This is a genomic window from Actinoallomurus sp. NPDC052308, assembly GCF_040679195.1.
Taxonomy (GTDB): domain Bacteria; phylum Actinomycetota; class Actinomycetes; order Streptosporangiales; family Streptosporangiaceae; genus Actinoallomurus; species Actinoallomurus liliacearum.
In genome coordinates this window covers 128216-154544 of sequence record NZ_JBFAUM010000014.1, presented here as the reverse complement: position 1 = coordinate 154544, position 26329 = coordinate 128216, and the positions used below count along the sequence as shown (strand labels likewise).

The window sequence follows — 26329 nt, the reverse complement described above, 5'->3', positions numbered from 1 at the left end:
TGAGTGAGCCTTCCGCGCGCATTCAGGGCGCCCTCGGCGACCCCGTGCCGTAGACCTGCCGGATACGACCGCCGTCCGGCAGTACGTGCCAGCGATCTCGCGTAGCACCTGATGCCTGCCCTAGAGGTCGTCGATGAGCCAGGCGCGGACGTTGCCCACCATCCGATCGTGGCTGGGACGCAGGAGTTCTTGCACGTTGCCACCTCGCCGCTCGCTTCGGGGGAGGCGCCGCACCGGTCGGCCATGACATCGATCCGATCCGGCGTCAGCCGCAGGCCGCTGGTCAGGCGTTCGAGCAACGCCCCGGCCAGCCAGGCGACTCTCGGCGTCCGGGTTCCTGACGATCACTCTCAGCTATCAACTCGTCAGAGCCGGGTTCGCCAAGGAGACGGCGCGATCGACGCGAGGTCGCGGGAGAATCGGTCGGTGAACTGGCGCGCCGACCTACCCGGAGCGGCAATCCCTCTGCAGCCGGCAAGGCCGGCGTCGACCAGTTCCGCCTTCGCGTGCCTGGGCTGTTCGAAGTACAACTCTGCATCCAGGGCATCGTCCATCGGGCAGTGGAAGACCCCGGACGGCCATTTCGGTGCCGCTTCGACATCCTTGGCAATGCGCCGCGCCAGATCGGCGTTCCCCCGTGTTAACTCGGCACGGCATGCTGGTTCATGCCAGGCAGCCACACGACGACAATGCCGACAGGGTGAGGGTCGACCGCGACCAAGCCATGCACCCGCTCATTGCCGGATCCACGAGGGACGGTGCACGGCGCGTGAGCGTCGCCCGTCGTCCGCACGACCGCTGACGGTGCCGAAGTCGGCTGCGCGGCCGCGACCGGATTTCCTTGGCCGGCGCCAACAAGCGAGCATCCCGTCCCAGCCGACACGAGAACCGCAGCGACGATCACCGACCGCCTCGGCATGTCTCGGCACCTCTCATTCGGGAGAGCGATCCGCTTGGCAGTGTCCAGAGTGGCGCGACACTTTCCGTTTGACGCTGTTCAGCTCTCCATCAGCGATCACGGTAGACGAAATGATCTTCGCCCTCAACGAAGAACCTCCAGCTCTCAACTCTGCTGGAGACGGCAGGGAAGATCTCTAGGGAGATTCCATGGGTCATCCGTACCTGCCCCTGCTTCACCCAGAACCCAGTCGGTCACGACGATCTGGGTGGCCCGCAGCGCAGGCTCAAGGCGCTTCGCCCCACGATCGTACATCATTCGAAATGAATCCATTGCTTCCGAGGGATCGGCCGCTCGGTCTTCGGGCCAGCTCATATCGTCGGAGCCGGAAAAATCAACCATCCCACACTTTCCGCTTACATACCTAAAGAGTAATACGAACCTCTCTAGCTTCCATATCTGCAGCATCGCCGTATCGGAGAACAGCGACGGCTGGACGGAAGGCGAGACTTCTAAGCGTCTCCTCTGCGGCCGCAAAAAGTGCATCAGCGTCGGGGCCGTAGCTATACATCGTCACCGCGCCACCCCCAAACTCGTCACCATCAAACTCCCCGACGCCGGCCTGTTCGATCACAGTACCCAGACGCGCCTTCATGTGCCGTATCGCCTGACGCTCCTGCTCATTCCCGAAACCGTCGCCACTTAGTTGATATGTCACGATTACTGCATGCTCCGACACAATTCAACCTCAAACTTCTACCGATAGTGACCGTCATAGCATCACGGAAGGTCAAAAAGCGGAAGCCCGCCGGCCAACACGAGCGATGGCCAGGAGATCGGCCCGGGCCGGCGGCCGGTGCGCCGGTCGCGTTGGCGTTCGCGGGCGGCCATGACGCAGGTGAGGTCGATGCAGACGGCGATGGCCCAGGCCATCCAGCCGTGCTGTCCGTGCTGGCGGGCGGTGTCGCGGATGTGGGTGAACGAGCCCGCCGCAGCGATCCCGGCCAGCACCTAGGGCCAAAAACGGCCAGACCTGCCGGATGAGGACTTTCTCTACGTCTTTAAAGGCGCCCCGCTACGCGGGCCGCCGGCGGCCGACCGGCCCTCGGGCCGGGCCTGCGGCCTCTGCGGGCCGATCCCGGCCCGACCCGGACGACCGCCCAACCAGCACGGAACGCCGATGAAACAGGAGGAAGAGAGCCCTCGGCGGTCCAGCCGTCCCCACGCCGCACCGGTCACGACACCACGAGAAGAACCCAGGAGAATACGACAGTCGCGCCGTGGGCGGTTGCGTACCGCACGGCCTTAGGCGATCGACTGCCGCCCCCGCTTCCGTTCGTCGGGCCGTGAACGGCCCTGCGGTACGGGTCGGGGTTGCCACCGAACTTCCCGGATGCCCCCTGAGAAACGCGGTGATTGTAGAAACCCTACGACTCCTCACACGGCCGACCAGGCTCTGACGGCAACGCTGACGGCAACCGGAGCGCACAACAGCGACCACGGCAGCGTCCTCAGCGCCACAACGACCCCACCAAGCGACTGGCCCTCTCAATGCGAAGGCACTCACAGAGCCGATAGCATATTGCCCAGGAAGCGCCTATATGAGGGAGCAAGATTCTTGCGGAGCATCCTTCACCCACCCTAAGCGATAAACGTTACGTAATACATATCGTCGTCTGGAATTCGCGCAAGGAATTCGCGCCACCGTTCGCTTACGTCTACACTATTTCTCGACTCGCTGAACCAGCTTTCATAGCACGGGGCGAAACCTGCGCTATCCACTTTCCATAGATCGCCGCCGAGGATGGCGATGCCCGCAACGATCAGTGCATCGAACACGTCCTGCGCAGCGGAGGCCGGGAACGCATACTCAGCAGATCCTTCGCTACTCAAGTCTGCAGCACGTTCGTGCAGCCAGCGAGGCAACGTCGCCAGCAGCCTCTCTTGTCTCTCTGAAGCCACTACCTCATCCGCGCGTCAAAGAATCGGTGGTTAATCGAGCCATCCTGTTCGATGATCCAGTGGAACGTCCCTCGCGTTCCATTAATCTCTCCGGGCAGCTTCACATGCATTCTCGGGATTCCGTCACCGCCTCTTACGATGGACGTATCCGCCATGGTTGGCAAACTGTCAATCATCGCAGGAAAACCGTGATTATCGCCGCTTTCAATCTGAGCCTTTACCTTGGAGGTGTAGTTCGTTCCGTCAAGAGGATTCCGATCGAGAATGTTCGGATCGCCCTCGACATGATCCGTAACAGTGCCTTGGCTGTCGACCGAGAAACGTGCCGTCCCGCAGTTATGCACCAAGACAGGCGTGGTGCCTGCTTCTACATAGTAGGTGTGAAGCTCGGCGATTGTCAGATCCCGCACCGTGGGGTGATCAGATCGTCGAGCGATACTGATCACACGTAGCGTCTTGCCTTGTGGCGTGCGGAGCTTGACCTTGGCGGTGAGTTGGTCTGCCCTCGTCCAGGTGTGCTCGGTCTCATTCCAGAACGTGTGGTGCTCGGTAGCGACGATTACACCCGTGCGGTGGCCGTGTCGCCCGTCGGTGTCGACGGTGATCCGGACCAGGCTGGTGTAGTTGGTGCCCCCGAATGCGGCGATGACAGGCTCGGAAGTGGTCTTGCCGGTCTTCGGGTCCGTGGCGAGGACCTCTTCCCCGACCTGGACGTCCTCGATGTTCTTGTACTTGCCGTTCGCTAGGAGGACCTTCGTGCCTGACACGAAGCTGTTGACGCCGACGCACCCGCCTGAAGGCCTCACCGAAGGGCTGGATACCACGCCCTCCTCCTCCGCCCGCAGGGCGGCGCGCACGCCGGTGCGTAGGCCGGCTCGCAGGCCGGCGCGCATGGCGGCTCGCGCCGCGCCCGCGCCGCCGAGGACGATCGGGGCGTACCTGACCACCAGGCGGGTGACCTTGTACTCGGGCGCGGACGTGTCACCGCCGAGGGGGATGTGGGTCTCGGGCGGCGGGTGGTAGGTGTTGTCGTTCGCCACACCGCACTGGGTCTGGACGCCCTCGGCGCAGCCGAGAGAGGCCGCGCCGCCCACCAGCAGCGAGGGCATCTGCTCTATCACGCGGGACGAGCTCACCCATACGTCGACGCCTTCGTCGATCGTGGCGTTGAAGATGTTCTTGGCATGACAGAACCAGTTGCACGAATGGTGCGCGACGGAAGTGCCGCCACCTCCACCGCCGCTTCTGTCACCAGGGAAGGTTCCGCTCGGACAGCTGTATTTGCAGCCGCTGCCGAGGCCCCGAGTTTTGCCATGTGGTTCGGGCATGTCGCTCGGGTACATCAGGCCGCTTGGGTCGGAGTTGGTCGCGGGGTTGTTGCCGGCGTACGCGTAGCCGTTCCACGACTGCGGATTTCCGGCGTCGAACACCGGGTCCACGGAGATGAACCGGCCGGTGGCGGGGTCGTAGTCGCGGGCACCCAGGTGTGTAAGGCCGTCAGACTCGACGGTTCCGCCCACGAAGCCCTTGTCGTTGGGCCAGACGCCGCTCGGGTCGCCGCGGAATCGGCCGAACGGGTCGAAGCGGCGTTGGGCCATCGTCTGGTCGCCGGCGCTGACGGCCAGGTCGGCGCTGCCGTGCGGGTCGGCGGACAAGAACTGCACGCCCGCGCTCGTGCGCATCGCCACGGTGGCGCCACCGTGGGTGTAGTAGCGCGTGGCCGCCACCTGGTTCGTCGTCTTGTCCAGCCGGAGCTCCATGCTGGGCAGGTACAGGGTGGTGGCACCGGGCTCGCGGCGCAGGAAGCGGCCGCCGTCGGCGTCGTAGCCGTACGTGGTGGTGCCGCTGGTGTCCGTGCTGGTCGCCAGGTGTCCTTCGCCGTCCCAGGTCAGATCCTGGGCGGCGGCGCCGATGCCGCGGTGGGTGATGTCGCCGGCCGCGTCGTAGGAGAAACTGTCGGTGCGGTTCCCCGCGGCGCCGGTCTGGTCGATCGAGGCGAGTTGGTGCTGGCCGTGGCCCGGGTCGGGGTAGTGGTAGGTGCGGGTCGTGTCGGTGCCGACGCCGACGCCGTGCTGGACCTCGCTGGTCCGGTTACCCGTGAGGTCGTAGCGGTAACTGCTCCAGTACGGGGCCGGGCCGCCCAGGGCGTTGCCCGCGGGATCGGTGTCGCACCCACCGGTGGGCGTCCACGCCTCGGTGAGACGTCTCTGGTAGTCGTACCGGAAGCACTGGCTGTCGGTGCCGGCCCGGGACCGGTCGGTGATCGAGGTGACGTTTCCGGCGTCGTCGTACCCATACGCGGCGTCCCGGTCGGTCCCCGCGACGTCCTCCCGGTTCACGCGTGACTCGTTGAGACGCTGCGTCCCGTACTCGTACCCGTAGGTCAGCCAGGTCTTCTTGCCGCCGGTGGACAGTTCGTACTGCTGGGGTCTGCCGGTCGGCGAGTAATCGGACTTGGTGACGTACTTCGTCGTCCCGGTCGTCGTCGTCGGCCGGCCGAGGTCGTCGTAGGAGTAGACGACGGCCTCGTTGGGAAGGTCGCCGGCCGCCGGAAGGCCGAGGGACTGCGGGGTGTTGTCGAGGTTGTAGCGGGTGTCGTACTGGTAACTACCCGCGAGCTTCTCCTCCCCCGGCACCGAGGGGATCGTGAAGGTCGTTCGGAGGGGCCGGTTGAGGTTGTCGTACTCGTTGATCCTGGTGACGTAGTTCTGGCCGCCGACCGTGCGGGTCGTGCTGGTCAGCTGGCCCTTGCGCAGCGTGTCGTACAGCCATGACGTGAGCACCGGGCCGGTCGTCGAGCCTTCGCGGTCCTCGGTCTTTCGGCCGATCGGGTCGTAGCCGTAGAAGAGCTTCTTGCCGCGGGCGTCCTCGGTCGATGTCACCTGGTCCAGGTCGTCGTAGGTGGTCTTCGTCGTGCCCTTGTCCGGGTCGTCGCTCTGGATCTCCCGGCCGCGCAGGTCGTACTTGTGGTGCCACTCGTTGCCGGCGGCGTCCGTCAGCGTGTCCGGCTTGCCGGACGGGAAGTAGGTGTACTTCGTGGCGTCGTAGTCACCCGTCGGGCCCTCGCCCTTGTACTGGCGGGCCTCGACCGTCTGGCCCCGGGCGTCGGTGATGGTGGTCGTCGGGGTGCCGCCGTGCGGTGGGTCGACCGAGACCCGGTCGCCCGAGTAGGTCGTCGTGGTGCGCCACTTCTCCTGAAGGTCGCCGTTGCCGGCCAGGAGCCGCTCCGTGGTGACGCGGCCGAGCCCGTCGTACTCGTAGGCGGTCTGCGACTCGACGTCCCCGACCTTGTCGACGCCGTACAGCGTCGCCGTCGGTGCGCCCTCGCCGTAGTACGGCGCGTACGTCCGCGTGATCTGCCCCTGCGCGTCGTAGAAGGTGTCGGCGACCAGGCGGCCACCGTCGGGACCGGGCGACTGGGTCTGCCGGATGCGCAGTTGACCGTCGTAGATCTGGTAGCTGCTCTTCTGGCTGCCGTCGTTGTTCAGGGTCCGGGTCTCGATGGTGGCGGGGGCGTCCTTGGTGACCAGGTAGCCGTACTGGAGGTTCGGGGTCTGCTTGTTCGCCTTGGAGCGGTTCGGCAGCCAGACCTTCGTGAGGCGGCCGAGCGCGTCGTACTCCAGATCGGTGACCTTGCCGCCCTCGTCGGTCGTGGAGGTCGGCAGGTTCCAGGCGGGGTCCAGCACGGTGCTGGTCTTCATCGCGGTCGACACGTCACCCGGCTTGACGGGCGGTCCGGTCACCGTGGATCCAGTGGGCAGGCCGGTCGCGGGCGTGTAGGTCGTGGTGGTCGTGTGGCCCGCGACGTCCGTGCTGGTCATGGGCCGGCCGTAGCCGTCGTACGCCATGGTCTCGCCGGTCACGTACTTCGGCGTCGAGCCGTCGTAGTCGGCGACCTTCTCGGTCTTCGTCACGTCGCCCAGGGACGGCGCGGCGCCGAACGCCCCGTTGTCGTAGTACGTGCGGACGTCCCCGAGTACCTGCCCGGGCCGGTCCACGGCGCTGCCGCACTTGACGGCGACGGTCTCCACTCGGCTGGGGAAGTCGCGCATCCACGCGTCGTTGTTCATCGCGTAGTCGGTCGTGATGCAGCGGTCGTCCTTGCCGGTCGCCGTGTCGCCCTGGTCGTCCACCTGGGTCGGGAGGCCGGTCGTGTCCTCATAGGTGTTCTTGACCAGCGTTTCGCGCGGAGCCCTTCCTCCGTCGAGGGTGGTGAGCGTCCGGGTGCTCGCGGTACCGGTGAGGTCGGCGGTCGTGGTGCCCCAACTACGGACGCGTTCGGCGGTCTGGTGCGTCCAGATCGTGTTGATCGTCTTGGACGCCACGTCGCCGCCCGGTTTCAGGTAGGCGGTCGTCTTGAACTCGAAGCCCTGACGGGCGTCATCGTCCGGATAGGTGCCGCCCTCGTGATCGGAGACCGTGACGTCCTTCTTGCCGCCGCTCTTGTTCAGGCGGTCCCCGTTCATGCCGCGGAAGTACTCGTGGTCGGTCTGCGTGCGCATGTCGTTCCAGCCGCCGGACTGTTCGCGCACCAGGGCGTAGCCGCGCCACTGCGACCAGGTCTTGTACTTCTCCTTGGTGATGCCGTCATCGTCGTCGAAGTGCCAGGCGGCCCCGCCCTGGTAGTCGTAGTTCGTCACCATGTCCGGCGCGTGGGCGGTACGGTCCGACTGCACGACCTGTTCGACGACGTACTTGTGGAACCAGTCGAGTTTCGGATCCTTCGTGCCGTCCGGGGGCACCCAGTAGGTCGGGAAACAGCGCGACGTGTTGGTCTCCGGCGTCGGCAACGCGTCCGCCATGCACTGCTGGTGGGAGTAGTTGACGTCGAGCTGGCCACCGGATTCGTCGAAGATCGTGCCGAGCCGGTACTTGACGTACGGGCCGACATCGTCGCCGAGCTTGTCGACCCGGTTGGGCATCTGTACGTGGTTGAAGGTGACGGCCGGCAGTGTCACGGAGGCCACCCCGTTCTCCGCGCCCGCGAGACCCTTGTGGGTGATGGACTGGAGCAGCAGGTCGCGGTCGACGTCTGCCATGCCCCAGCCATGGGTCAGCTCCCAGGAGTCGACGTCGTGGTAGCCGTCCGACTTCAGGATCTGGGTCGTCACCTTCGTGAGGCGCTTGCGCGTCCAGAAGGTCGGCGCCGCCCTGATGACGTTGAGGTCCTTGTTCTCGCACTTGGCCCCCTCGTCGCAGTTCTGGTCCCAGGGGACGTCCCACCAGTAGTCCGGCTTGTCGCCGATCTTGGCCGGGTCGCAGTTGAAGTCGGCGTCGGGAATGCAGCGCTCGGAGGTGCCGAAGTTGACCCGGGCGGGCGGCTGGGCGAACAGGTTGCCGTCCGATCGCAGGCCGTACTCGATGTGGTCGAGGTAGCCGCCTCGCTCGTAGGAGGTGCCGTCCTCGGGCTTGAGGTTCCGCGCGTACCGGTTCGTCTCGGGCGTGTAGTAGTAGGCCACAGCGTCGTGATGCGGATCGACGACATAGTCGAGGTTCCATCGCCACGCCTGCCGGCACCACGAGTCGGCGAAGGTGTCCTTGTGGCAGGGCTCCCCGGAGTCGTTGCCGAAGACCGGCACCGTCCAGGTCGACTTGGTCTCCGGTTTGCCGCTGGTCCAGCCCGGGAGACGGTTCTGCCCGAAGAAGTACTGGGTGCCGTCGGTCGTGGTGACCTTCCAGTACTCGCCGTCGTCGTCTCCGTTGCCGGTCGCGGTGCTGGTCAGCTTCTCCACGCGCCAGCCGGGGTCGCCGCGCAGCCGCCACTTGCCGTTACCCGCCGGGATGAGCTCTCCGGCTTTTCCGTTGAGGCTGATCGTGGCGTTGTCGTACGCCCAGCACTCGTCGGCGGGCTCGTTGCTGTCCGTCTTGGGCGCGCCGTCGTCGCCGCACGACTTGTAGCGCCGTTCGATGTAGCCCGACCAGAGGTCGAAGCCCTCGCCGACCCACGACGGCTGGTTGTTGGTGTTCGACGTCCGGCCGTCGACGCTGCCCGAGGAGTAGCCGATGGCGAGCTTCGGCTCCAGGTTGCCGGGGACGGTCGGAACCCGGAGGGGGTACGACCAGGTGAAGTCCCCGGTCTGCATGCCGACCTGCCAGGTGGCCGAGGCGGCGAGCGAGGTCGCCTTGTAGTCACCCTTGTCGCTGGACGCTCCGGCGGCCGCGGCCAGCACGGTCGCGCCGGTGCCGGCCGGTGCCGCGTCGACGTCGGCCGTCAGCCGCTTTGCCTCGGTGTCATTCCGCGTCGCCAGTGGCTTTCCCCGGCGGCAGTCCGCGCGCTCGGGCGTCGTGAGGGCGCAGGCGGGAACCTGGACGAAGCGCAACCGCGCTCCGTACGAACCACCGAAGGCGTTCACGAAGCCGGAGTAGTCCAACTGGACACCGACGCGGCCCGTGACCGTCGCGGAGTCGGTCCGGGCGACCGTGAGCACGGGACCGGTGAGGCCCGTCTTCTGTGCCGTCTTCCGGTCGAGTACTCGTACCTTGACCTTGGCGGCCCCGCTCTGGGCCGCCACCGGCGTGGCCGATGGCCGCGTCGGCGCGCTCACCCAGACCGGGAGCCTGCCGGCCTTCACCGGAGAGGCTGCCTGCTCCCGTCCGGCCGCGGGCCGCGGCGCGTCGGGGACCGTGACCTCCGCCGTGCCGGACTCGGGCCAGGCGGCCTTCGGCGGCTCCTGCCGCCGGGTCGCGGGATCAGGCGTACGGGGACGCGACTTTACGCTGTGTCCCTTGACCTTCCGGTCGGTGTGCTGGACGCCCGGCCGACCCGTGCCGTCATCGGCGTGAGCGGGAACGGCCGGCGCGAGAGCCGCTATGACCGGCACCGCCATCACCAGCGCGATCCGACGCCGGAACCGGCCCGATCCGAGTCGCGAGATCGCCACTCGCTTGCGCACGTTGTCCTCCGAAAGGCCGTGCCGCGCCCGACGCGGCGGCCGACAGGGTGGGCTCAGGTAGGGATGAGGAGTCAGAGGGTGGGGAGATGCCGGGCGTGCCTCATCAGGAGGTGTCCGTGGGCAGTTCGGTGCCGTTGGCCAGTTGTTGGATGCGCTCCTCGTCGAGAACGCCGTTGAACGCCCAGACATCGTCGATCACGCCGGGCCAGTACTCGCCGTAGGTGCCGTCCGTCTTGGTGCGGCCTATCTGAAAGGCCTTCAGTGCGTCGAACGCGAGGGTGTTGTCGCGGTGGGAGACGTTGTCGCCGACCTCCATGGGAACGCCGTTGACGTACAGCCGCACCTCGTCGGCGAAGGCGTCGTACACGATCGCGACGTGGTCCCATGAGCTGTCGGATTGGAAACTGGAATGGGAGGCCGTCTGGTGGACGGCGCCTGCCGCGTCTTTGTCGGGCAGGTCGACCTCATAGCCACCGGCTTCTTCGGGGTCCTGTGGGTCGGGTGCGTAGCGGAGCGTGAATCCGCTGTTGACGTTGCCCTCCTGGCTGAAGATCGCAGCCTTGCGCGTCGGACGTCCGGCGGTCTGCACCCATCCGGCGACGGTGAAGCTCTGGTCGGTGTGCAGCACCGGCACCGAGGTGGCGGCATAGTCACCGTCACCGTCGAGGACCAGGCCGCCGGGCGGGTTGCCCACCCAGCCGGCGCCCTGGTCGACGTAGGCGTTGCCGGACAGGATCGCGTGCCTCCCATAGGCGGTGTCGTCGGCGGCGGCGACCGTGGTGGCCGGCGTGCCGCCGGCGAGCAGCACGGCCTCGGAGTCGGTGACGGCCTGGTCGAAGATCCGGACGTCGTCCACATCGCCGTTCCAGTAATTGGAGGCGGAGTAGGCCGCCTTCGACCGATGCCGGCCGATGTTGACCGGTCCGGTCGAGGCCCAGCTGTTCGGCTGATCCGTCGTCTGCTGGAGCTTTCCGTCGACGTAGAGGCGGATCTTCTTGGCGTCCGCGTCGTACACGCCGACGAGGTGCGTCCAACTGTTCAGCGTCGGCGCCTGCGTGGACTGGGCCCGGACCACCGTCGGCGCGTCCACGTCCGGCGTCTGCATGTTGAAGATCCACCGGTCGTAGAAGCTGGAGTAGTACAGGACGAACGCGCTGTTGCGACTGCCCTCCTGGCCCGCGATGACGGGCGTGCCGGTCTTGCTCGCGAGCTTCGTCCAAGCGGAGATCGAGAAGCTCTTGGTCGTGTCGACGACCTGGCCGGACGTCGCCAAATAGCCCGTGGAGCCGTTGAGGTGGAGTGCCTTGCCGACCTTGCCGGTCCCGCCGAAGGTCACGCCTCCGTGCGCACCTGCGGGGAAGGCGCCCTGCGCGTCCTCGGCGCGCGTCGCCCCCGCCGCCTCGTCCAGCTTCCAGTAGGCCTTGGCCGTACGCAGCGCGGAGGTGGAATCGTTGAACTTCCAGCGAGCCGCGACCACGGGCCGCTGGGTGAAGAGATCCTTCGCCTCGTCGCCGGTGACGACCCGGTCGAAGACACGGATGTCGTCGAGGTCCCCGGGCCAGTAGTCAAGGCGGTTGCCCGCCCAGAGGGTCTGGCCGATCTGGAAGGCTCCCTGAGCGTTCCAGGCAGTCGGGCAGGCCACGGTCTGCGCGAACCGTCCGTTGACGTACAGCGACAGCGTCTTCGCGGCGGCGTCGTAGACCCCGACCAGGTGTGTCCACTGGTTCAACTGCGCGGTGGCAGAAGACGCCGCGTACCAGTTCGGGTCGCTGTCGCTGTCGCTCCCCGCGCGACCGAAGGTCCAGTGCATCGGGGTCGATCCCGACGCGGCGCGGAATTGCAGGTAGAAGCCGGCCTTCCGGTCGCCCAGCTGAGTCGCGACGGTGGCGTGATGGCTACCGTCCACCGCACGCGCCCAGGCCGAGACGGCGAAGCTCTTACTCGTATCGATCAGCGGCCCGGACGTCGCGGCGTACGCGTCCGTGCCGTTCAGCTGCATGGCGGTCTTCGTGACGCCGTCCACGCCGAGCGTCGCACCGCCGTGGACGTCGGCCGGAATGGGATCCGGATCCGTGGTGGCGTCCGGCTCCTTGCGGACGCCGGCCATGACCTGCGCGGAGTCGATGGGCTCGTCCAGGTTCCAGGTGGCCTTCGGGTTGGAACCCGCTTTGACCTTGAACTCGTAGTCGGCGATGACGCTGTTGCTGCCGGCCGCGTCCCACGCCTGGACGTACAGGCGGTTCATCCCCGCATGGGTCGGCATGAGGTTGATGGAGACCGGCCCACCGGTGACCGCGGGCTTGACCTCATTGGCCGCGGATGGAGCGGCGTTCAGGCCGTACCAGTACTTTGTCACGTCCTTCGAAGACGACGCGACGGTGAAGGTCCCGTACTTCCCGACGCCGTCGATCCACGGGTCATCCGCGTTCTCGGGATCCGACTCCGGATAGTCGGTCGATGAGACGGTCGGGGCCTCCGGCGCCGTCGGGTCATAGACGAAGTAGCAGCCGGTGGCGTTTCCGGCGTAGCTCCACGGGCTGTAGCTCGTTCCGTCGTACGCCCGGACGTGCCAATCGATCGGCTTGTTCTGCGGAATCGTCGACGGCAACGTCACCTGGAAGGTGGTTCCGCTCTTCTTCGGACCGATGAGGCTGGAGGTCCAGCGCGCGCCCCAGCCCGATCCGTCGTCCCACGAGGCCTGGAACTGCGCGGAGACCTTGTTGGCGTCCTCGTCGTCCGGATCGGTCAGGATCGCCTTCGCCACCGGAGGCCTGTTCACCGTCGGGCGGCCACTGGACGTGCAGATCCCGCCCGGGTTCATCGAGAGATTGCTCATCTTCGGCTGCGGCGGCGGCGTGTTGTAGCGCACGCGCAGGTCGGCGTCGTCGGCGAACCGTTTCCAGCCGAGCTGGTCGTCCTCGTGCGTCGCCCGCAGCCCCAGCGTCAGGGTCGACCAGCCGCCCTGGGCCGCCTCCTTCATCGCCGACGTGGCGTCGAAGATGACGTCACCCGACGGACAGCCCGGATAGCCCTTGGCCACGTCCTTCGAGTCGAGTTCCTTCAGCCAGTTGTCCTTGGTCGAGCTCCAGGTCGAGGAGGTCGTGAACGCCTTCGTCTTCCACAGTTCGACCGACCGGCCATCGCAGCTCGGGGCGAAGGTCTCCTTGATCTGGAACTCGGCCGAGAGGATGGTCTTGCCGCCGAACCCGCTGGTCGGCATCCGGTAGAACAGACGTTTGACGTGCGGGGACCCACAGTCGTAGGTGTAGCTGTACGGGCAGTAGCCCATCCCCTCGTCGTTCTTGAAGTCGTAGTCCTTCCAGCCTCCGCTGCTGACCATCAACCAGTGCGTAGCGGTCGTGTTCCGGTAAACCGGGTCGATGTAGACCGGGAAGGTCGTCGCCGGGTCGCTCAGCAGCTTCTGGTCCGGGGTCAGCGTCACCGCGTCCCTGGTGACGTCGATGTCGACCGGTGCCCGGTGCGTCGCACCGCCGGGACCATCGCCGGGATCTCCGGTGGCCGACCGCGCCTTCGCGGCAGTGTTCGCCGTGGCCGGGTCTTTGGCCGAGTCCCACATGAGCGGCTGCTGCGCCTCGAAGACCGTGCCGCCGCCCCCCGCGTCGACCGCTCGCAGGCCGCCCTCGGTGTCCTCTTGAAGCGCGACCCCTGTCGTCGCCGTGGCGAACTTGAGCTTCGCGAGTTGGGGATCCTGCGCGGCGTCTCGCGTCTTGACCACAAGAACGTGTGAGAAAGCATCGACATCTGCATGCAATTGGAGGTCGACTCCGGCGATGACGTCCTTATAGGTGGCCGTAGAACCGCTCAACACGGGAGTGGGAAGAGGAGTCGGCCACGATAGTGACAATTTCCGGCCGGCCCGCATCATCGTCGCCATCGGCCCGCTTCCGCCACCGGAGAATGTCAAGTCCACCGTTGACGCCGTCGGCGCGATGAGGCCGTCCGCCCGCTTGGTGAGAGTGGTGTCGAGATCGACCCACGCGCCGTTCCGTCTGGTGCGTACCGGACGCAGGTGCTCGACGGCCTCGAACGAGCCATCAGGCTGCGCGTACACCTCGCGGTTCTCCCCAAGAAGGGACCCGACCGCCACCTGCTTTCCGGAGTCGCGCGCCTGCCGGATGGCCTCCGCCGTACCAGCCCTAACCGCGCCGGCGCCATTTCCGTCGGCCGCCCGAGCGGGCGACGACTCCAGGGATGGGGAATTGACCAAAGCGACCGTCAAAATCATCGCCAGTGCGCTGGCGAGGCGTCTACGTCGGCCGCCGAACTTTCGTCTGATGGTCACGCTTCCCCTAAACGTAAAGGCAAGGTAAAGGTCCGGACGGACCGTAACATCGACAAGATCAACAGAACAGACGGTAAGGTGTGATGTAAATCACCTGCGCTGATGTAGTGCGCAACTGGTATGGCCGTTCATCTGCAGCGATCCGGTGGGGGAAAAATGGCGCGGCCGAGTGTGGCCAGACGCGGACCGCCGCAGGCGATACGTACCGCTCTTTACGGAACACGAACAGCGACCGAACTCGAGGGGAACCGGCCGTTCGATTCGACCGGCGTACGCGATTCCCACGACTCGACCGGTCGTTGGAGCAGGACACCGGAGACAAACGGGACCGCCATGACCACTTTGCCCCGATAAGATCTGGCCACGACACTCTGCGTGGAGGTCGGGTGGGGGTCGCCCTCGCGGCGATGGACGGAAAGGGTGCGCGTGGCCGGGCAGAAGCCGCCGGACGACGATCCGAACGAAGAGCCTTCGTCCGACGATCAGTGGTCGCCTCCTCCCCCGCCGCCTCCGGCCTGGGGACCGGATCCGGCCCAGCCGCCGCTGCCGCCCTGGGCCGTGCCTCCCGCGCCCCCGTACGGCGCTCCACCGCCGGGCCTGCCCGGTTCACCGCCGTACGCGCCACCACCGGAGCCGTACGCGCCGCCGCAGGAAGAGCCCTTGTACTTCAGCCGGCCTCCCCAGGGCGCCACGCCGGAGACACCGGCGGAAGAACTCTTGGACTTCGGCCCGCCTCCCCCGGGCTCTGAGCCGGAGGAGCCGCAGGACGACGTACCGCAGCGGCCGCCGGAGACGCAGGAGTGGGAGCCGGCGGGCGATCCGTGGCGGATCCCGCCGCAGCCGGTGTGGGACCCGGCCGTCGCGCCCTCCCCCGCCGCACCCGCGCCTCCCCCGGCTCCGTACGGGCCGGGCGGGCAGGAACCGCCCGAGCCGCGCTTCCCCGCCTATGCCCCGGGCGAGTCGACCGCGCTGGACCTGCCGCCGTCCGCGACGGTCCCCCGGTCGACCCCACGGCCGCCCGGTGCCCCCGAGCGCGATCCACGGACGTCCGGCGAGCACCGGTCCGTCACGTTCGACGAGCCGTGGCGTACGGAGACGCCCGGCCGGACGAGAGGCCGCCGGGTACCGCTGCGGCCGATCCTCATCGGCGTCGGAGGCGTGGTGGTCGCCGGGCTGGTCGCCGGCGGCGTGTACGTCCTCACCGGCACGGACAAGGGCTCCGCGCCGAAGACACCGGCGGCCCAACTCGCGGGCCGGATCTTCGCCGCCGACCCGGCGGCCGGCACGGACGGGCGGGATCAGGAGCTGCTCGGGGTCGCGTCGTCGGGTTCGACGGTGGTGGCCATCGGCGGCGAGGCCGACACCGCCGACTATCGGGCCGAGTTCCTCTACTCGACCGACGGCGGGCGCTCCTTCCGCCTCGCCGGGCTGCGCACGACCGACGGCGCCGAGCCCGCGTACGGCGACGTCCCACGGGTGATCGCCGGATCGGGCGGCGGCTGGGTCGCCCTCGGCGGCTCGCACACGGGGACGGCCGTGTGGACGAGCAAGGACGGCAGCACCTGGATCCGGCAGCCGGACACGGCTGGCGCGTCCTTCGGCCGGGACCGGATCGCCCGGGTCGCGCGGACCGCGAGCGGCTTCGTCGCCATCGGCGAGACCTCGCAGAAGGGCGACTACAGCGACGCGGTGCCGGTCGTCTGGCTCTCCACGGACGGCCGGAACTGGGAGCGGCTGGGCAACGACCAGCTCAAGATGTCACTGTCCGGCGGCCCGCTGTCCCTCGTCGACGTGGCCACCGTGGGGAACACCGCGATCGTCTACGGGTGGACGACCGACGGCAAGGGCCGGGTCGTCAAGGACGCCGTGTGGCGGTCCGCCGACGGCGGCCGGAACTGGGAGTCGGTCGACGTTCCGCACCCGAAGGGCACCGCCGGGCCGGGCATCGCCATCGGCGCGACGTCGAGGGGCTTCGTCGCCGGCCGGAACGGCAGTTCCAAGTCGGAGCGGTACGGCGTGATCATGACGTCCGCCGACGGTAAGCAGTGGCAGACCGCCGGGGAGATCCACTTGCCCGGCTACGGCGGTCTGCAGCGGTTCGCCGGATTCGACAACGGCGTGGCCGCCCTCATCGGCGGCGACCGGAAGGTCCTGCTGGCGCGCAGCCCGGACGGACGGGCCTGGCAGAACGCCGGGGAGGTGCCGACGCCGTCGAGCGTCTCGATCCAGGGCATGGCGGTCACCGCGGGCGCGACCATCGTCGCCGGTCGCGAGGCCGACGCCCAGGACGCCGACGCGGTCCTCTCGGTCCGCGACGCCCAGGGGCAGGAGATCGCCGTCGATCCCACCCGGATCGCCGGAGCGGTCCAGCCGGACCAGGCGTTGACGGCGGTCGCGACGGGTTCCCGGCTCAGCGTCGCGGTGGGCAGCACGAACGGTGACGCCGCGGTCTGGACGTCGGCCGACGGCCGGCGCTGGAGCCGGGGACAGGCGACCGGCCAGGCGCTCGCCCGGCCGGGCAAACAGCGTCTCATCAGCGTGGTGTCGGGCAACGCGGGCTGGCTCTCCGTCGGGTTCGACACGACGCGCCCGCTGATCGTCGCCTCCGAGGACGGCACGACGTGGCGGGCGGTCGACGGCGGAAAGGCGTTCGAACCCGGGGATGCCGACCACGTCGCCACGTACGCGGCGACGGTCGGGCCGGCCGGCTACGTGATCGTCGGTGAGTACGGCTCCTCTGCGGGAACCTGGCATTCGGCCGATCTCAAGACCTGGGATCGGGGCGCGGGTCCGGATCTCACCGGCGACCAGCAGGCCAATCGCTGGATGCGCGGAGTGGTCGGCGGCTCGTTCGGCTACGTCGCGGTCGGCGGGCTGAACGACCCGGCGGTCAAGGACGGCCCGAGGGGCAGGCCGGCCGCCTGGACGTCGACGGACGGGAAGAAGTGGACGCTGCACCAGGTGCCGCTGCCGTCCGGCGCGCTGGAGGCGTGGTTCGACAAGGTCGCCGCCGTGGGCAACGTGGTCGTCGCCACCGGATCCGCCGCGACGACCTCCGGCCGGAGGGCGTTCGCGTTCGTCTCACCCGACGGCGGCGCCTCCTGGCAGGAGGTCCGGCTGCCGGCCGCCGGCCTGGACGGTCCGGACTCCAGCGACCGTAACTCGATCGTCACCGCCGCGACCGCGACCCCCCGGGGCTTCGTCGTGACCGGCGCCGGAGGGCGGCTGGGACGCTCGGACGTCGTGCTGTGGACCTCCCGCGACGGGCGCTCGTGGACCGCGCAGACGCCCCAGGGCACCGGCCTGTCCGAGCGGGGTGACCAGTGGCTCACCGGGATGACACCGCTGGGCGGCGACCTGCTCGCCGTCGGGGTCAGCGCCGATCACAAGGGCGAGCAGCCGACACTGTGGCGGAGGCCGTTGCCGTGAGGTTCGCGACGCCGATGCGGGCCGCGCGGTCGTGACCGGCCGCCTCCGGACCGCCGTGGCGGCCGTGGCGAGCGCATGTCTGCTCGTCACGGCGACGGCGTGCGTGGAGGCGAGATCCCGTGCCACGACGGAGCCCCGCCGTCCCGCTCCGGTCGCGACGCCCCGGCCGCCACTGCGGATCATGCCGCTCGGCGACTCGATCACCGACGGGCTGCAGACGCTCGGCGGTTACCGCACCGACCTGTGGCAGTACCTGACGGCCGACGGCAGGTCGGCCGACTTCGTGGGGTCGCGGGCGACCGGTCCCCCGCAGCTCGGCGACCGTAACGAGGAGGGCCATCCGGGGTGGCGGATCCACCAGCTCACCGTGCGCGTACGGGAGTGGCTGCGCGTGTACCGCCCCGACGCCGTCCTCCTGCACATCGGCACGAACGACGTCATCCAGCGCAGTGCGCTGCCGCAGGCTCCGGCGCGGCTCGCGGCCCTGGTGGACCTCATCACCGCGACGCTGCCGAACGCCCAGGTGTACGTCGCCACGATCGTCCCGCTGGCCGCCCCGGCCGGCGACCGGCTCGCCCGCCGGTACAACGCGGCGATCCCGGGGATCGTCTCCGCGCGGGCCGCGCGGGGCCGGCACGTCCACCTCGTCGACATGCACGCGGCGCTCACCAAGGCCGACCTGTCCGCCGACGGGATCCATCCGACCGACGGGGGCTACTCCAAGATGGCGGCGCGGTGGTACGCGGCGCTGACCGGCGTCCCGATGACACGCTGGGAGGCGGAGGCGCCGGCGTACACCACGATCAACGGCGGGGAGCGGCTGACCACGGCACGGGCGTCGGGCGACGGCAAGGCCGGGTACCTGGCCGCCCCGGAGAGCTATCTGGAGTTCGCGCTGCCGCTGCCGAGCGGCGGCCGCTACCGGATGTACGTACGCGCCGCCGACGGCATGGACGCCCCGTGCAGCCAGACGCTCTCGGTCAACGGCCGGCCGCAGGGACGGCTGCTCTACCGCCCGTACGGCTGGGACCAGTGGACCATCAGCGCGGTCGACGTGTGGCTGAACGCCGGCCGGAACACGATCCGGTTCACCCCGCAGACCTGCAGCGCGGAGATCGACGCGATCGACCTGGCGCCCGCCCGCTGACCCGCGCTCAGGACGACGCCGCCTCGGCGCCGTCCCCCGCCTGCCGCGCCGCCGCGTCGCGGTCGGTGGCGGCCCGCGCCGGTCGCGCCGCCCCGTCACTGTCGGCGCCGTCTCCGCCCGGTCGCGCGGGCGCGTCACGCTCGGCGTCGCCCGCCGTGCCGTCGGGCACCGGTCGCGTCGTCGCGTCCCGGTCGGCGTCGCCGGTGCCGTCCCGTGCCGGTCGCTCCGTCGCGGCGCCGCCGGTGCCGTCTGCGGCCGGCGCGGGGAGGCCGTTCCGCCGGATCTGCGCCAGCGCGAGCTTCAGCCGGACGCGGAGCCGGTGCTGTGCGGGGGCCTCGACGACCCGGTAGATCAGGTAGGCCGAGGTCAGCGCCACGGCGATCAGGACGCCGAGCACGGCCCATCTGCTCATGTGCGGGTAGAGGCGCGGGACGAGCGTCCGTGCGATCGTCTGGTGCACCAGGTACAGCGGATAGGTGAGCATCCCCAGCAGCGTGAGGCCGCGCCAGCGCAGCCACGCCAGCCGGTGCGTGGCGACGAGCGCCATGACGGCGAAGACGAACGTGACACCGGCCGGGATGACGTACTCCGAGACGCCCGGCACGATGAAGTCGGGGAACTGGTACTTGAGGTCGTAGTAACAGCCGAGCGCCCAGCTCGCCGCGATGAGCAGCCAGACGATGAGGTTGCCGCCGTACCGGTAGACGAGGAAGAAGCCCATGCCGGCGACGAAGAAGGGCGCGTACCTCCAGAGCAGCAGCACCTTGACGAAGCCGAAGTCGGCCTCCACGGCGAACACGCTGAGCAGGAGCCAGCCGGTCATGAACGCGACGACCCGGCTGTACGTGATGCCCCGCCAGACGAGCAGCGCGATGAGCGCGTAGAAGTGCAGCTCGACGTAGAGGGTCCAGTAGACGACCTCCATGCGCTGCGACCCGACGCCTTCCTGGAGCATCGTCAGGTTCGGCAGGAACCGCATGATGGGCCCGTCGGTGTTCGGCCCGAAGGAAACGTAGGAACGGAAGGCGAGGTAGGCGGCGAGGGAGAGGCAGACGCTCACCCAGTAGGCCGGGAACAGCCGGGTGAACCGGGACACGGCGAAGTCGCCGACGCGGCGGTCCCAGGCGCTCATCAGGATGACGAACCCGCTGATCAGGAAGAACAGTTCGACCCCGAGGAAGCCCCACCGCGTCACCTCGCCGAGGCCGGGGAAGATCTTCCGGGCGCTCCCGCCGGGCCACTCCGGCGCGGGCACCCCGGTGAAGTGGTGCAGCATGACGGCGGCGGCGGCCACGAAGCGCAGCAGGTCGAGCTCGCGGAGCCGCCCTCCCGACCGGCTCCGCCGACGGACGGCCGCGCCGCCCTCAACCCCGCCGTCCTGAACCGCGCCACTCTTGGGCGCGGCGCCGTTAGCGGCGTCCTCGGCGCCCTTGGCCTCGTCCCTGGTGGACCCGTCCATCGGGGTCATCGCTCCGTTATCCGTACGACGACCTGCTCGTTGCCGCGTGTGTAGGCCTCGTAGCGGAACCGCAGGCCGGTCCGTTCGACGTGCTCCGTCCACGCGCGGAACTCGTGCTCGCGCCAGCCCGGATAGCCGAAGAACTCGTCGAAGACGATGACGCTGCCGGGCCGCAGGCGCGGTCCGACGTGGCGCAGGACGGTCCGGGTCGAGGAGTACAGGTCGGCGTCGACGTGGAGGAAGGCGACCGGCTCGGGGTGCTCGTCGAGGAATCCGGGGAGGGTGTCCTCGAACAATCCGACGACCAGTTCGGCGCCGAGCACCTCCGGAGGCTCCTCGACGGCGAACGTGCCGGCCGGGAAGCCGTCCCGCCAGTCCTCCGGGAGCCCCTCGAAGGAGTCGAAGCCGAAGACGTTCTTGCCGTCGCGGGCGGCGGTGATGGTCCGCAGCGTACGGCCGGAGAAGACGCCGAACTCCAGCGCCATGCCCTCCCGTCCCTCGGCGAGGGACAGGGCGTGCTCGAGCGTCGCCTGCGGGTCGGGCAGGGCCGTGGCCTCGGGCATGATCTCGTCGATCACCTCGGCCGTCTCGGCGGCCGCGGCCTTCTCCGCCTTGAGCGTGGCGGCGGCGAGCCTGGCCTCTTGGCGGCCGCGCTGGCGGCGGGCGGCGTCGAGGGGGCCGTCCGGCGGGTTGAGGAGGTCGACGGCCTCGGTGATCTCGCCCTCGAACGCGACCCGGCCCTCACGCAGCACGACGCCCCGCGCGCAGACCTTCTCGAGCGTGCCCATGTCGTGGGAGACGATGACGAGCGTGCGCCCCTCGTCGGCCAGCTCCTCGATGCGCTCGAGGCACTTCTTCTGGAACGGCGGGTCGCCGACGGCCAGCACCTCGTCGACGAGGAAGATGTCGGGGTCGGTGTGGACGGCGACGGAGAAGCCCAGCCGCATGAACATGCCGGAGGAGTAGAACTTCACCTGTGTGTCCAGGAACTTCTCGATCTCGGAGAACGCGACGATCTCGTCGTACTTGGCCTGGGTCTCCGCCTTGGTCATGCCGAGGATCGCGGCGTTGAGGAAGATGTTCTCCTTGCCGGTCAGGTCGGGGTGCAGGCCGGCGCCGACCTCGATCAGGCCCGCGACCCGGCCGCGTACCCCGACCGAGCCGCGGTCGGGCTGCATGACGCCGGAGATCAGCTTGAGCAGCGTGCTCTTGCCCGATCCGTTGAGCCCCATCAGGGCGAGCGACTCGCCCTGCTCGACGGACACCGACACCTCGTCGAGGGCGGTGAACCGCTGCGACAGGCTCTGGCGCCGCGCGGCGCGTACGGTCATCTCCTTGATCGAGTGCGCGTGGCGCAGCGTGAAGCGCTTCGTCACGCCGTCGACGACGATCGATTCCAACTAGAGCTCCTGGGCGAACCGCCGCTGCAGGCGGTGGAAGACCATCTGGGCCAGCCCCAGCAGCACGACGGCGGCGAGGAGGCTCGCCAGCCCTCGTACGGTCAGGTGGTCGGGGAACGCGTGCCTGCCGTCCGGGAAGGTCGGGGTGCCATCGGGCAGGTGCGCCTGGCGTGGGTTGGCGGGCCACCAGAACGCCCGCTGGAACAGCAATGTCGCCGTCCCGAGCGGGTTGGCGAGGTAGATCTGCAGCCCGAGGCCGTTCCCCGCCGAGTCCTGCACGGCCGTCCACGGATAGATCATCGGAGTGGTCCACGGGATGACGATGTTGAGGATGTCGACGACCTGCCCGAAGTCGCGGAAGAACACGTTGATCCCGGCGAACAGCAGGCCGAACGCCAAGCCGAGCACGGCCACGATCGCGAGCCCGAGCGCCATCGACCCGACCGCGAGCGTGGAGGGCCGCCAGCCGCCGAGCAGCGCGCCGCCCCACAGGATCGCCATGCCGGGCAGCATGTGCACGGCCGAGACCAGCGTGGACGAGGCCGGGAACATCTCGCGCGGCAGGTAGATCTTCTGGACGAGCGGCGCGTTCCCGATGACGGACCACGTGCTGGTGATCAGCGTCTCGGTGAAGAAGCTGACCAGCACCATCCCGGAGAACAGGAACACCGGGTACCCGGGGATGGACTTGCTCATCTTCAGGAAGATGCCGACGACGAAGAAGTAGACCGCGAAGTTGACGGCGGGACGGACGTAGGACCAGCCGAGCCCGAGCAGGGAGCCCTGGTAGCGGCTGCGCAGCTCCCGGCGCACCAGCAGCCGCAGCAGGTACCTGCGGCGGGCGACCTCGAGCAGCCCGCCGCCGCTGCCCGGGGCGGTCAGCGGCGGAGCCGTCATCGCTCCTCCGGCCGGGCCGCCTCGAACGTCTCGCGCCAGCGTTCGGGCGAGGTGAGCTCGGGGATGGCCGCGCGGTAGCGGCGGCTCAGCTCCGGCCACTCGTACGCCAGCCGCGCGTGCAGCGCCATGGCGCGCTGCAGCAGCGAGCGGAACCGCGCCGGGTCCCGCTGGTACCAGGCGGCCTTCGTGCCGTCGGCCGAGGTGACCAGTGCGCTGTCGTACCGCGACAGCAGCCACCACGCCTGGTCGACGTGCGGCACGGCCACCTCGGGGTGCGACTTGGGGAAGGAGTCGACCGGCCGGGAGTGCCGGAGCATTCCGCCGAGCGCCGCCCGGACCATCGCCTTGCGCCCTTCGGGCGGCTCCGGCTCGCGGCCGCGCCGGGGCGGCCTGCGCCGCTGGACCTTGGGGAACTCGTCGACGTCCGGCTTGGCCAGCGCGTCGGGGAACGCGGCGCGCAGCGCCCGCAGCTCGGCGAGCTTCGTGGTCATCGACTCGTGCAGGTGCTCAGGACCGCGCAGCGCGTCCTCGATGGCGAGCAGCATCAGCTCGGCCGTGGAGTACTGCATCGCCAGGGCATGCTTGGTGGTGATGAACAGGCTCTCCTTGAGCATGTTGCCGCCCCGCTTGTACGGCGAGTACATGAGCGCGGTGATGATGCGGTTCCGCTCGGTGAAGTAGGCCTGCCAGTCGAGCGTGTCGTCCTTGGAATGCCATGGCACGTGCCAGACCGCCGCGCCCGGCAGCGACACGGTTGGGTATCCCGCCTTCTCGGCTCGGATGCCGTACTCGATGTCGTCCCACTTGATGAAGAACGGCAGCGACAGCCCGACCTTGCGCACCACGTCGACCGGGATGAGGCACATCCACCAGGCGTTGTAGTCCACGTCGACCCGCCGGTGCAGCCAGGGGGTGTGGCGCAGCGGGTGCGCGGCCAGGTCGTGCCCCAGGTGGGTGTGCGCGGCCGGCGTCATCCACCAGCGGTAGCGCGCGATGGTCTCGCCGAAGACGTGGAGCACGGACCGGTGGAAGATGTCCAGCATGTGGCCGCCGACGATCGTCGGGGTCCGGGCCAGGTCGGCGAAGGTCACCGCGCGCAGGATGCCCTCCGGCTCGACGGTCACGTCGTCGTCGAGGAGCAGCACGTAGTCGCTCCGCCCGGCGTCGAGGGTCTCGTTCATCGCCCGGGCGAACCCGCCGGATCCGCCGATGTTGCCCTGGTCGATGAGGCGCAGCCGGTCGCCCAGCGACTCGGCGGCGGCCGCGAAGTCCGGGTGGTCCTCGACGCGATCGGTGCCCTGGTCGACGACGAAGATCTCGTCGACGACCTCGAGCACGTCGCTCGCCTCTCCCATCGCGACGAGCTGCTCGACGCAGAAGTCCGGCCGGTTGAACGTCGTGATGCCGATGCTCGCGCTGCCCCGCGGCCGGTCGGTGTCGGCGCACCACTCCGCGCCGTCCAGGACGGCCTCGCGGTCGCCGGCGACGATGTCGAACCAGTACCAGCCGCCGTCGATGAACGGTTTCAGCGACAGCTCGACCTCGCGGGTGACGGTCGTGCTCGCGTCGACGTCCAGCCGTGTGACCCGCTGGGTGAGGCCCTTGCCCGTGGAACGGTGGACGTTGACGACGGCGTCGCCGCGCAGCCGGAGCCGCAGCGTGATGGTGTCGACCACGCTCCACCGCCGCCAGTAGCTCGCCGGGAAGGCGTTGAAGTAGGTGCAGAACGACACGCGCCGGCCGGCGGCCACGACGAGGCCGCGCCGGCCGGTGATCCTGGCCTCGGAGCCGGCCCGTGCCGTGGACCGCCGCGTCGTGGCGCCGTCCTCGCCGGTCTTCTCCCGGCCCCAGACGACACGGCCGTCGACGTACAGGCCGACGACGTCCGGGTCGCGTTGGATGGGCAGCACGACGCGCTGCAGCACCCTCATTCCGTGCCTCCGGTGAAACGCGGCCGCAGCCGGTTCTCGAACATGGTCAGCGCGGACGCGATGGCCATGTGCATGTCCAGGTACTTGTAGGTGCCGAGGCGGCCGCCGAACAGCACGTCCTTCTCGGCGCGGGCCAGTTCGCGGTAGCGGTCCAGCATCGCGCGGTCGGCGGGCGTGTCGATCGGGTAGTACGGCTCGTCGGCGGGCCCGGCGAACCGAGAGTACTCATGCATGATCACGGTTCGGTCTCCCGGGTACTTCCGCTCCGGGTGGAAGTGCCGGAACTCGTGAACGCGCGTGTACGGGACGTCCTCGTCGGCGTAGTTCATCACCGGCGTGCCCTGGAAGTCCCCGGTCGGCAGGACCTCCAGCTCGAAGTCCAGGGTGCGCCAGCCGAGCGCGCCCTCGCGGTGGCCGAAGTAGCGGTCGAGCGGGCCGGTGTAGACGACCGGGACGTTGCCGGCGGCGTCCAGGTCGAAGAAGTCCGTGTCGAGCCGGACCTCGATCCTCGGGTGGTCGGCCATGCGCTCCAGCCAGGCGGTGTAGCCGTCCACTGGCAGGCCCTCGTAGCGGTCGGCGAAGTAGCGGTTGTCGAAGGTGTAGCGCACCGGCAGCCGCGTGATGATCCCCGCCGGCAGCTCCCGGGGGTCGGTCTGCCACTGCTTCGCGGTGTAGCCGCGGATGAACGCCTCGTACAGCGGCCGCCCGATCAGCGAGATCGCCTTCTCCTCCAGGTTGGCGGGGTCGGTGATCTCGGCGGCCTGCCCGGCGATCAGCGCGCGGGCCTCGTCGGGTGACATCACCCGGCCGAAGAACTCGCAGATGGTGCCCAGGTTGATCGGCATCGGGTACACGCGGTTCTTGAAGACCGTGAAGACCCGGTGCCGGTAGTCGGTGAAGGCGGTGAACCGGTTGACGTACTCCCAGACCCGCTCGTTCGAGGTGTGGAACAGGTGCGCGCCGTACCGGTGGACCTCGATGCCGGTGGACGGCTCGGTCTCGCTGTAGGCGTTGCCGCCGATGTGGTCGCGGCGCTCGACGACCAGCACCCGGAGACCGAGCTCGCGGGCGCAGCGCTCGGCGACGGTCAGCCCGAACAGGCCGGCGCCGGCGACCACCAGGTCAGCGTTCACTCGTCTCCTCCACCGGGGTCCGTGCACCCGCGCCGCGGGGCGCGACGTACCGCCGGTACATCGGCCGGCGGATCCACGACGGCGTGAGCCGGTACGCGCCGCGGACGCTCACGTTGCGCAGGTACTGGGCGAGAGTCGTGAAGCCGCTGCGCCGCAGCTCGCCCTGCAGGCGCAGCTCGGCCCGCAGCAGCGTCAGCCCGCCACGACGCTCGTACGCGCCCTCGCCCACGCGGTAGTACACGAGCGGCTCGGGCAGGTTGACGACCTTCGCACCGCTCGCGATCATGCGCGCGAACAGCCAGTAGTCCTCCATCAGCGGCATGTCGCCGTAGCCGCCGGCGGCCAGGACGGCGGTGCGCCGGTACACGATCGTCGGGTGGTTGAACGGATCGTGCAGCCGGGCGTACCGGGCGATGTGCTCCGGGTCGGAGACCGGCGTGCGGCTCCCCACGATGTCCTCCCGGCCCGTCCCGAATTCCAGCATTCCCGCGCCGACCAGGTCGGCGCCCCGTTCGATCACCGGCAGCTGCACCGCGAAGCGGTGCGGCATGGCGATGTCGTCGGCGTCCATGCGGGCCACGACGTCGTACCGGCTGGCCGCCAGCCCGGCGTCGAGGGCGAGGCCCAGGCCACCGTTGTGCTCCAGCGGGAGGAACGTCACCGGAACGGGGCTCTCCTCGGTCAGCCGGGCCAGGCAGTCGGCGAGTACGGCCGAGACCGGTCCGTCCTGCACGAGGATCACCTGGTCGGGTCGGCGCGTCTGGGCGTCCACCGAGCTGTGGAACGCCTCCCGCACGTGGTCCGCCCGGTCCCCGCCGTAGACGGTGAGGAGAAGCGCGAAGGGTTCGGCCATGCGTCCGTCTCGCTCCGGAAGGGG

The 26329-nt window shown here is 69.0% G+C and carries 13 protein-coding genes and 1 pseudogene; 2 read left to right on the top strand and 12 right to left on the bottom strand.

What is annotated here, in order from left to right:
* Positions 1-365 precede the first annotated feature (365 nt).
* The 6 genes and pseudogenes from AB0L00_RS28455 to AB0L00_RS28430 form a co-directional block, all read right to left on the bottom strand.
* Positions 366-680, bottom strand: coding sequence for a hypothetical protein (locus tag AB0L00_RS28455; RefSeq protein WP_364395843.1), 315 nt, complete (start codon positions 678-680; stop codon positions 366-368).
* A 642-nt stretch (positions 681-1322) separates the two neighbouring features.
* The gene (locus AB0L00_RS28450) at positions 1323-1553 is read right to left on the bottom strand and encodes a hypothetical protein (RefSeq protein ID WP_364395845.1); all 231 of its coding nucleotides are present in this window, start codon (positions 1551-1553) and stop codon (positions 1323-1325) included.
* A gap of 140 nt (positions 1554-1693) precedes the next feature.
* A pseudogene (locus AB0L00_RS28445) lies at positions 1694-1909 on the bottom strand (DUF2637 domain-containing protein); the annotation flags it as partial.
* 630 nt (positions 1910-2539) lie between these two features.
* On the bottom strand, positions 2540-2860 hold the full coding sequence (gene imm40 / locus AB0L00_RS28440) for an Imm40 family immunity protein (protein ID WP_364440154.1): 321 nt from the start codon (positions 2858-2860) through the stop codon (positions 2540-2542).
* Positions 2860-9753 (bottom strand): polymorphic toxin-type HINT domain-containing protein, encoded by a 6894-nt coding sequence (locus AB0L00_RS28435; protein WP_364440153.1) that lies wholly within the window; start codon positions 9751-9753, stop codon positions 2860-2862. The genes imm40 and AB0L00_RS28435 overlap by 1 nt, the downstream gene beginning before the upstream one ends.
* Before the next feature lie 103 nt (positions 9754-9856).
* On the bottom strand, positions 9857-13489 hold the full coding sequence (locus AB0L00_RS28430; RefSeq protein ID WP_364440152.1) for a LamG domain-containing protein: 3633 nt from the start codon (positions 13487-13489) through the stop codon (positions 9857-9859).
* A 993-nt stretch (positions 13490-14482) separates the two neighbouring features.
* On the opposite strand from AB0L00_RS28430, the gene AB0L00_RS28425 reads away from it, so the two are divergent.
* Both AB0L00_RS28425 and AB0L00_RS28420 read left to right on the top strand, forming a co-directional pair.
* Positions 14483-17485, top strand: a complete 3003-nt coding sequence (locus AB0L00_RS28425; RefSeq protein WP_364440151.1) for a hypothetical protein — start codon at positions 14483-14485, stop codon at positions 17483-17485.
* A 64-nt stretch (positions 17486-17549) separates the two neighbouring features.
* Positions 17550-18632 (top strand): GDSL-type esterase/lipase family protein, encoded by a 1083-nt coding sequence (locus AB0L00_RS28420; protein ID WP_364440150.1) that lies wholly within the window; start codon positions 17550-17552, stop codon positions 18630-18632.
* Between the two features lie 7 nt (positions 18633-18639).
* Here AB0L00_RS28420 and AB0L00_RS28415 read toward each other — a convergent pair whose 3' ends face one another.
* The 6 genes from AB0L00_RS28415 to AB0L00_RS28390 are packed head-to-tail and all read right to left on the bottom strand — an operon-like array spanning position 18640 to position 26305.
* Positions 18640-20100 (bottom strand): acyltransferase family protein, encoded by a 1461-nt coding sequence (locus AB0L00_RS28415; protein WP_364440149.1) that lies wholly within the window; start codon positions 20098-20100, stop codon positions 18640-18642.
* On the bottom strand, positions 20097-21491 hold the full coding sequence (locus tag AB0L00_RS28410) for an ATP-binding cassette domain-containing protein (protein ID WP_364440148.1): 1395 nt from the start codon (positions 21489-21491) through the stop codon (positions 20097-20099). Before AB0L00_RS28410 ends, AB0L00_RS28415 begins: the two co-directional genes overlap by 4 nt.
* Positions 21492-22388: an ABC transporter permease gene (locus AB0L00_RS28405; RefSeq protein WP_345364221.1), complete on the bottom strand. Its 897-nt coding sequence runs from the start codon at positions 22386-22388 to the stop codon at positions 21492-21494.
* Positions 22385-24319 carry a glycosyltransferase gene (locus AB0L00_RS28400; protein ID WP_364440147.1) on the bottom strand — a complete coding sequence of 645 codons (1935 nt, stop codon included), beginning with the start codon at positions 24317-24319 and terminating at the stop codon, positions 22385-22387. The genes AB0L00_RS28405 and AB0L00_RS28400 overlap by 4 nt, the downstream gene beginning before the upstream one ends.
* A complete protein-coding gene (gene glf / locus AB0L00_RS28395; protein WP_364440146.1) occupies positions 24316-25452 on the bottom strand; it encodes a UDP-galactopyranose mutase in 1137 nt (378 codons plus the stop codon). The genes AB0L00_RS28400 and glf overlap by 4 nt, the downstream gene beginning before the upstream one ends.
* A complete protein-coding gene (locus tag AB0L00_RS28390; RefSeq protein WP_364440145.1) occupies positions 25442-26305 on the bottom strand; it encodes a glycosyltransferase in 864 nt (287 codons plus the stop codon). Before AB0L00_RS28390 ends, glf begins: the two co-directional genes overlap by 11 nt.
* Between the last annotated feature and the right edge of the window lie 24 nt (positions 26306-26329).

Coding starts and splice junctions, on each gene's coding strand:
- AB0L00_RS28400 (WP_364440147.1), bottom strand. CDS start 24,319: ATGAGGGTGCTGCAGCGCGTCGTGCTGCCCATCCAACGCGACCCGGAC.
- AB0L00_RS28405 (WP_345364221.1), bottom strand. CDS start 22,388: ATGACGGCTCCGCCGCTGACCGCCCCGGGCAGCGGCGGCGGGCTGCTC.
- AB0L00_RS28415 (WP_364440149.1), bottom strand. CDS start 20,100: ATGACCCCGATGGACGGGTCCACCAGGGACGAGGCCAAGGGCGCCGAG.
- AB0L00_RS28450 (WP_364395845.1), bottom strand. CDS start 1,553: ATGAAGGCGCGTCTGGGTACTGTGATCGAACAGGCCGGCGTCGGGGAG.
- AB0L00_RS28390 (WP_364440145.1), bottom strand. CDS start 26,305: ATGGCCGAACCCTTCGCGCTTCTCCTCACCGTCTACGGCGGGGACCGG.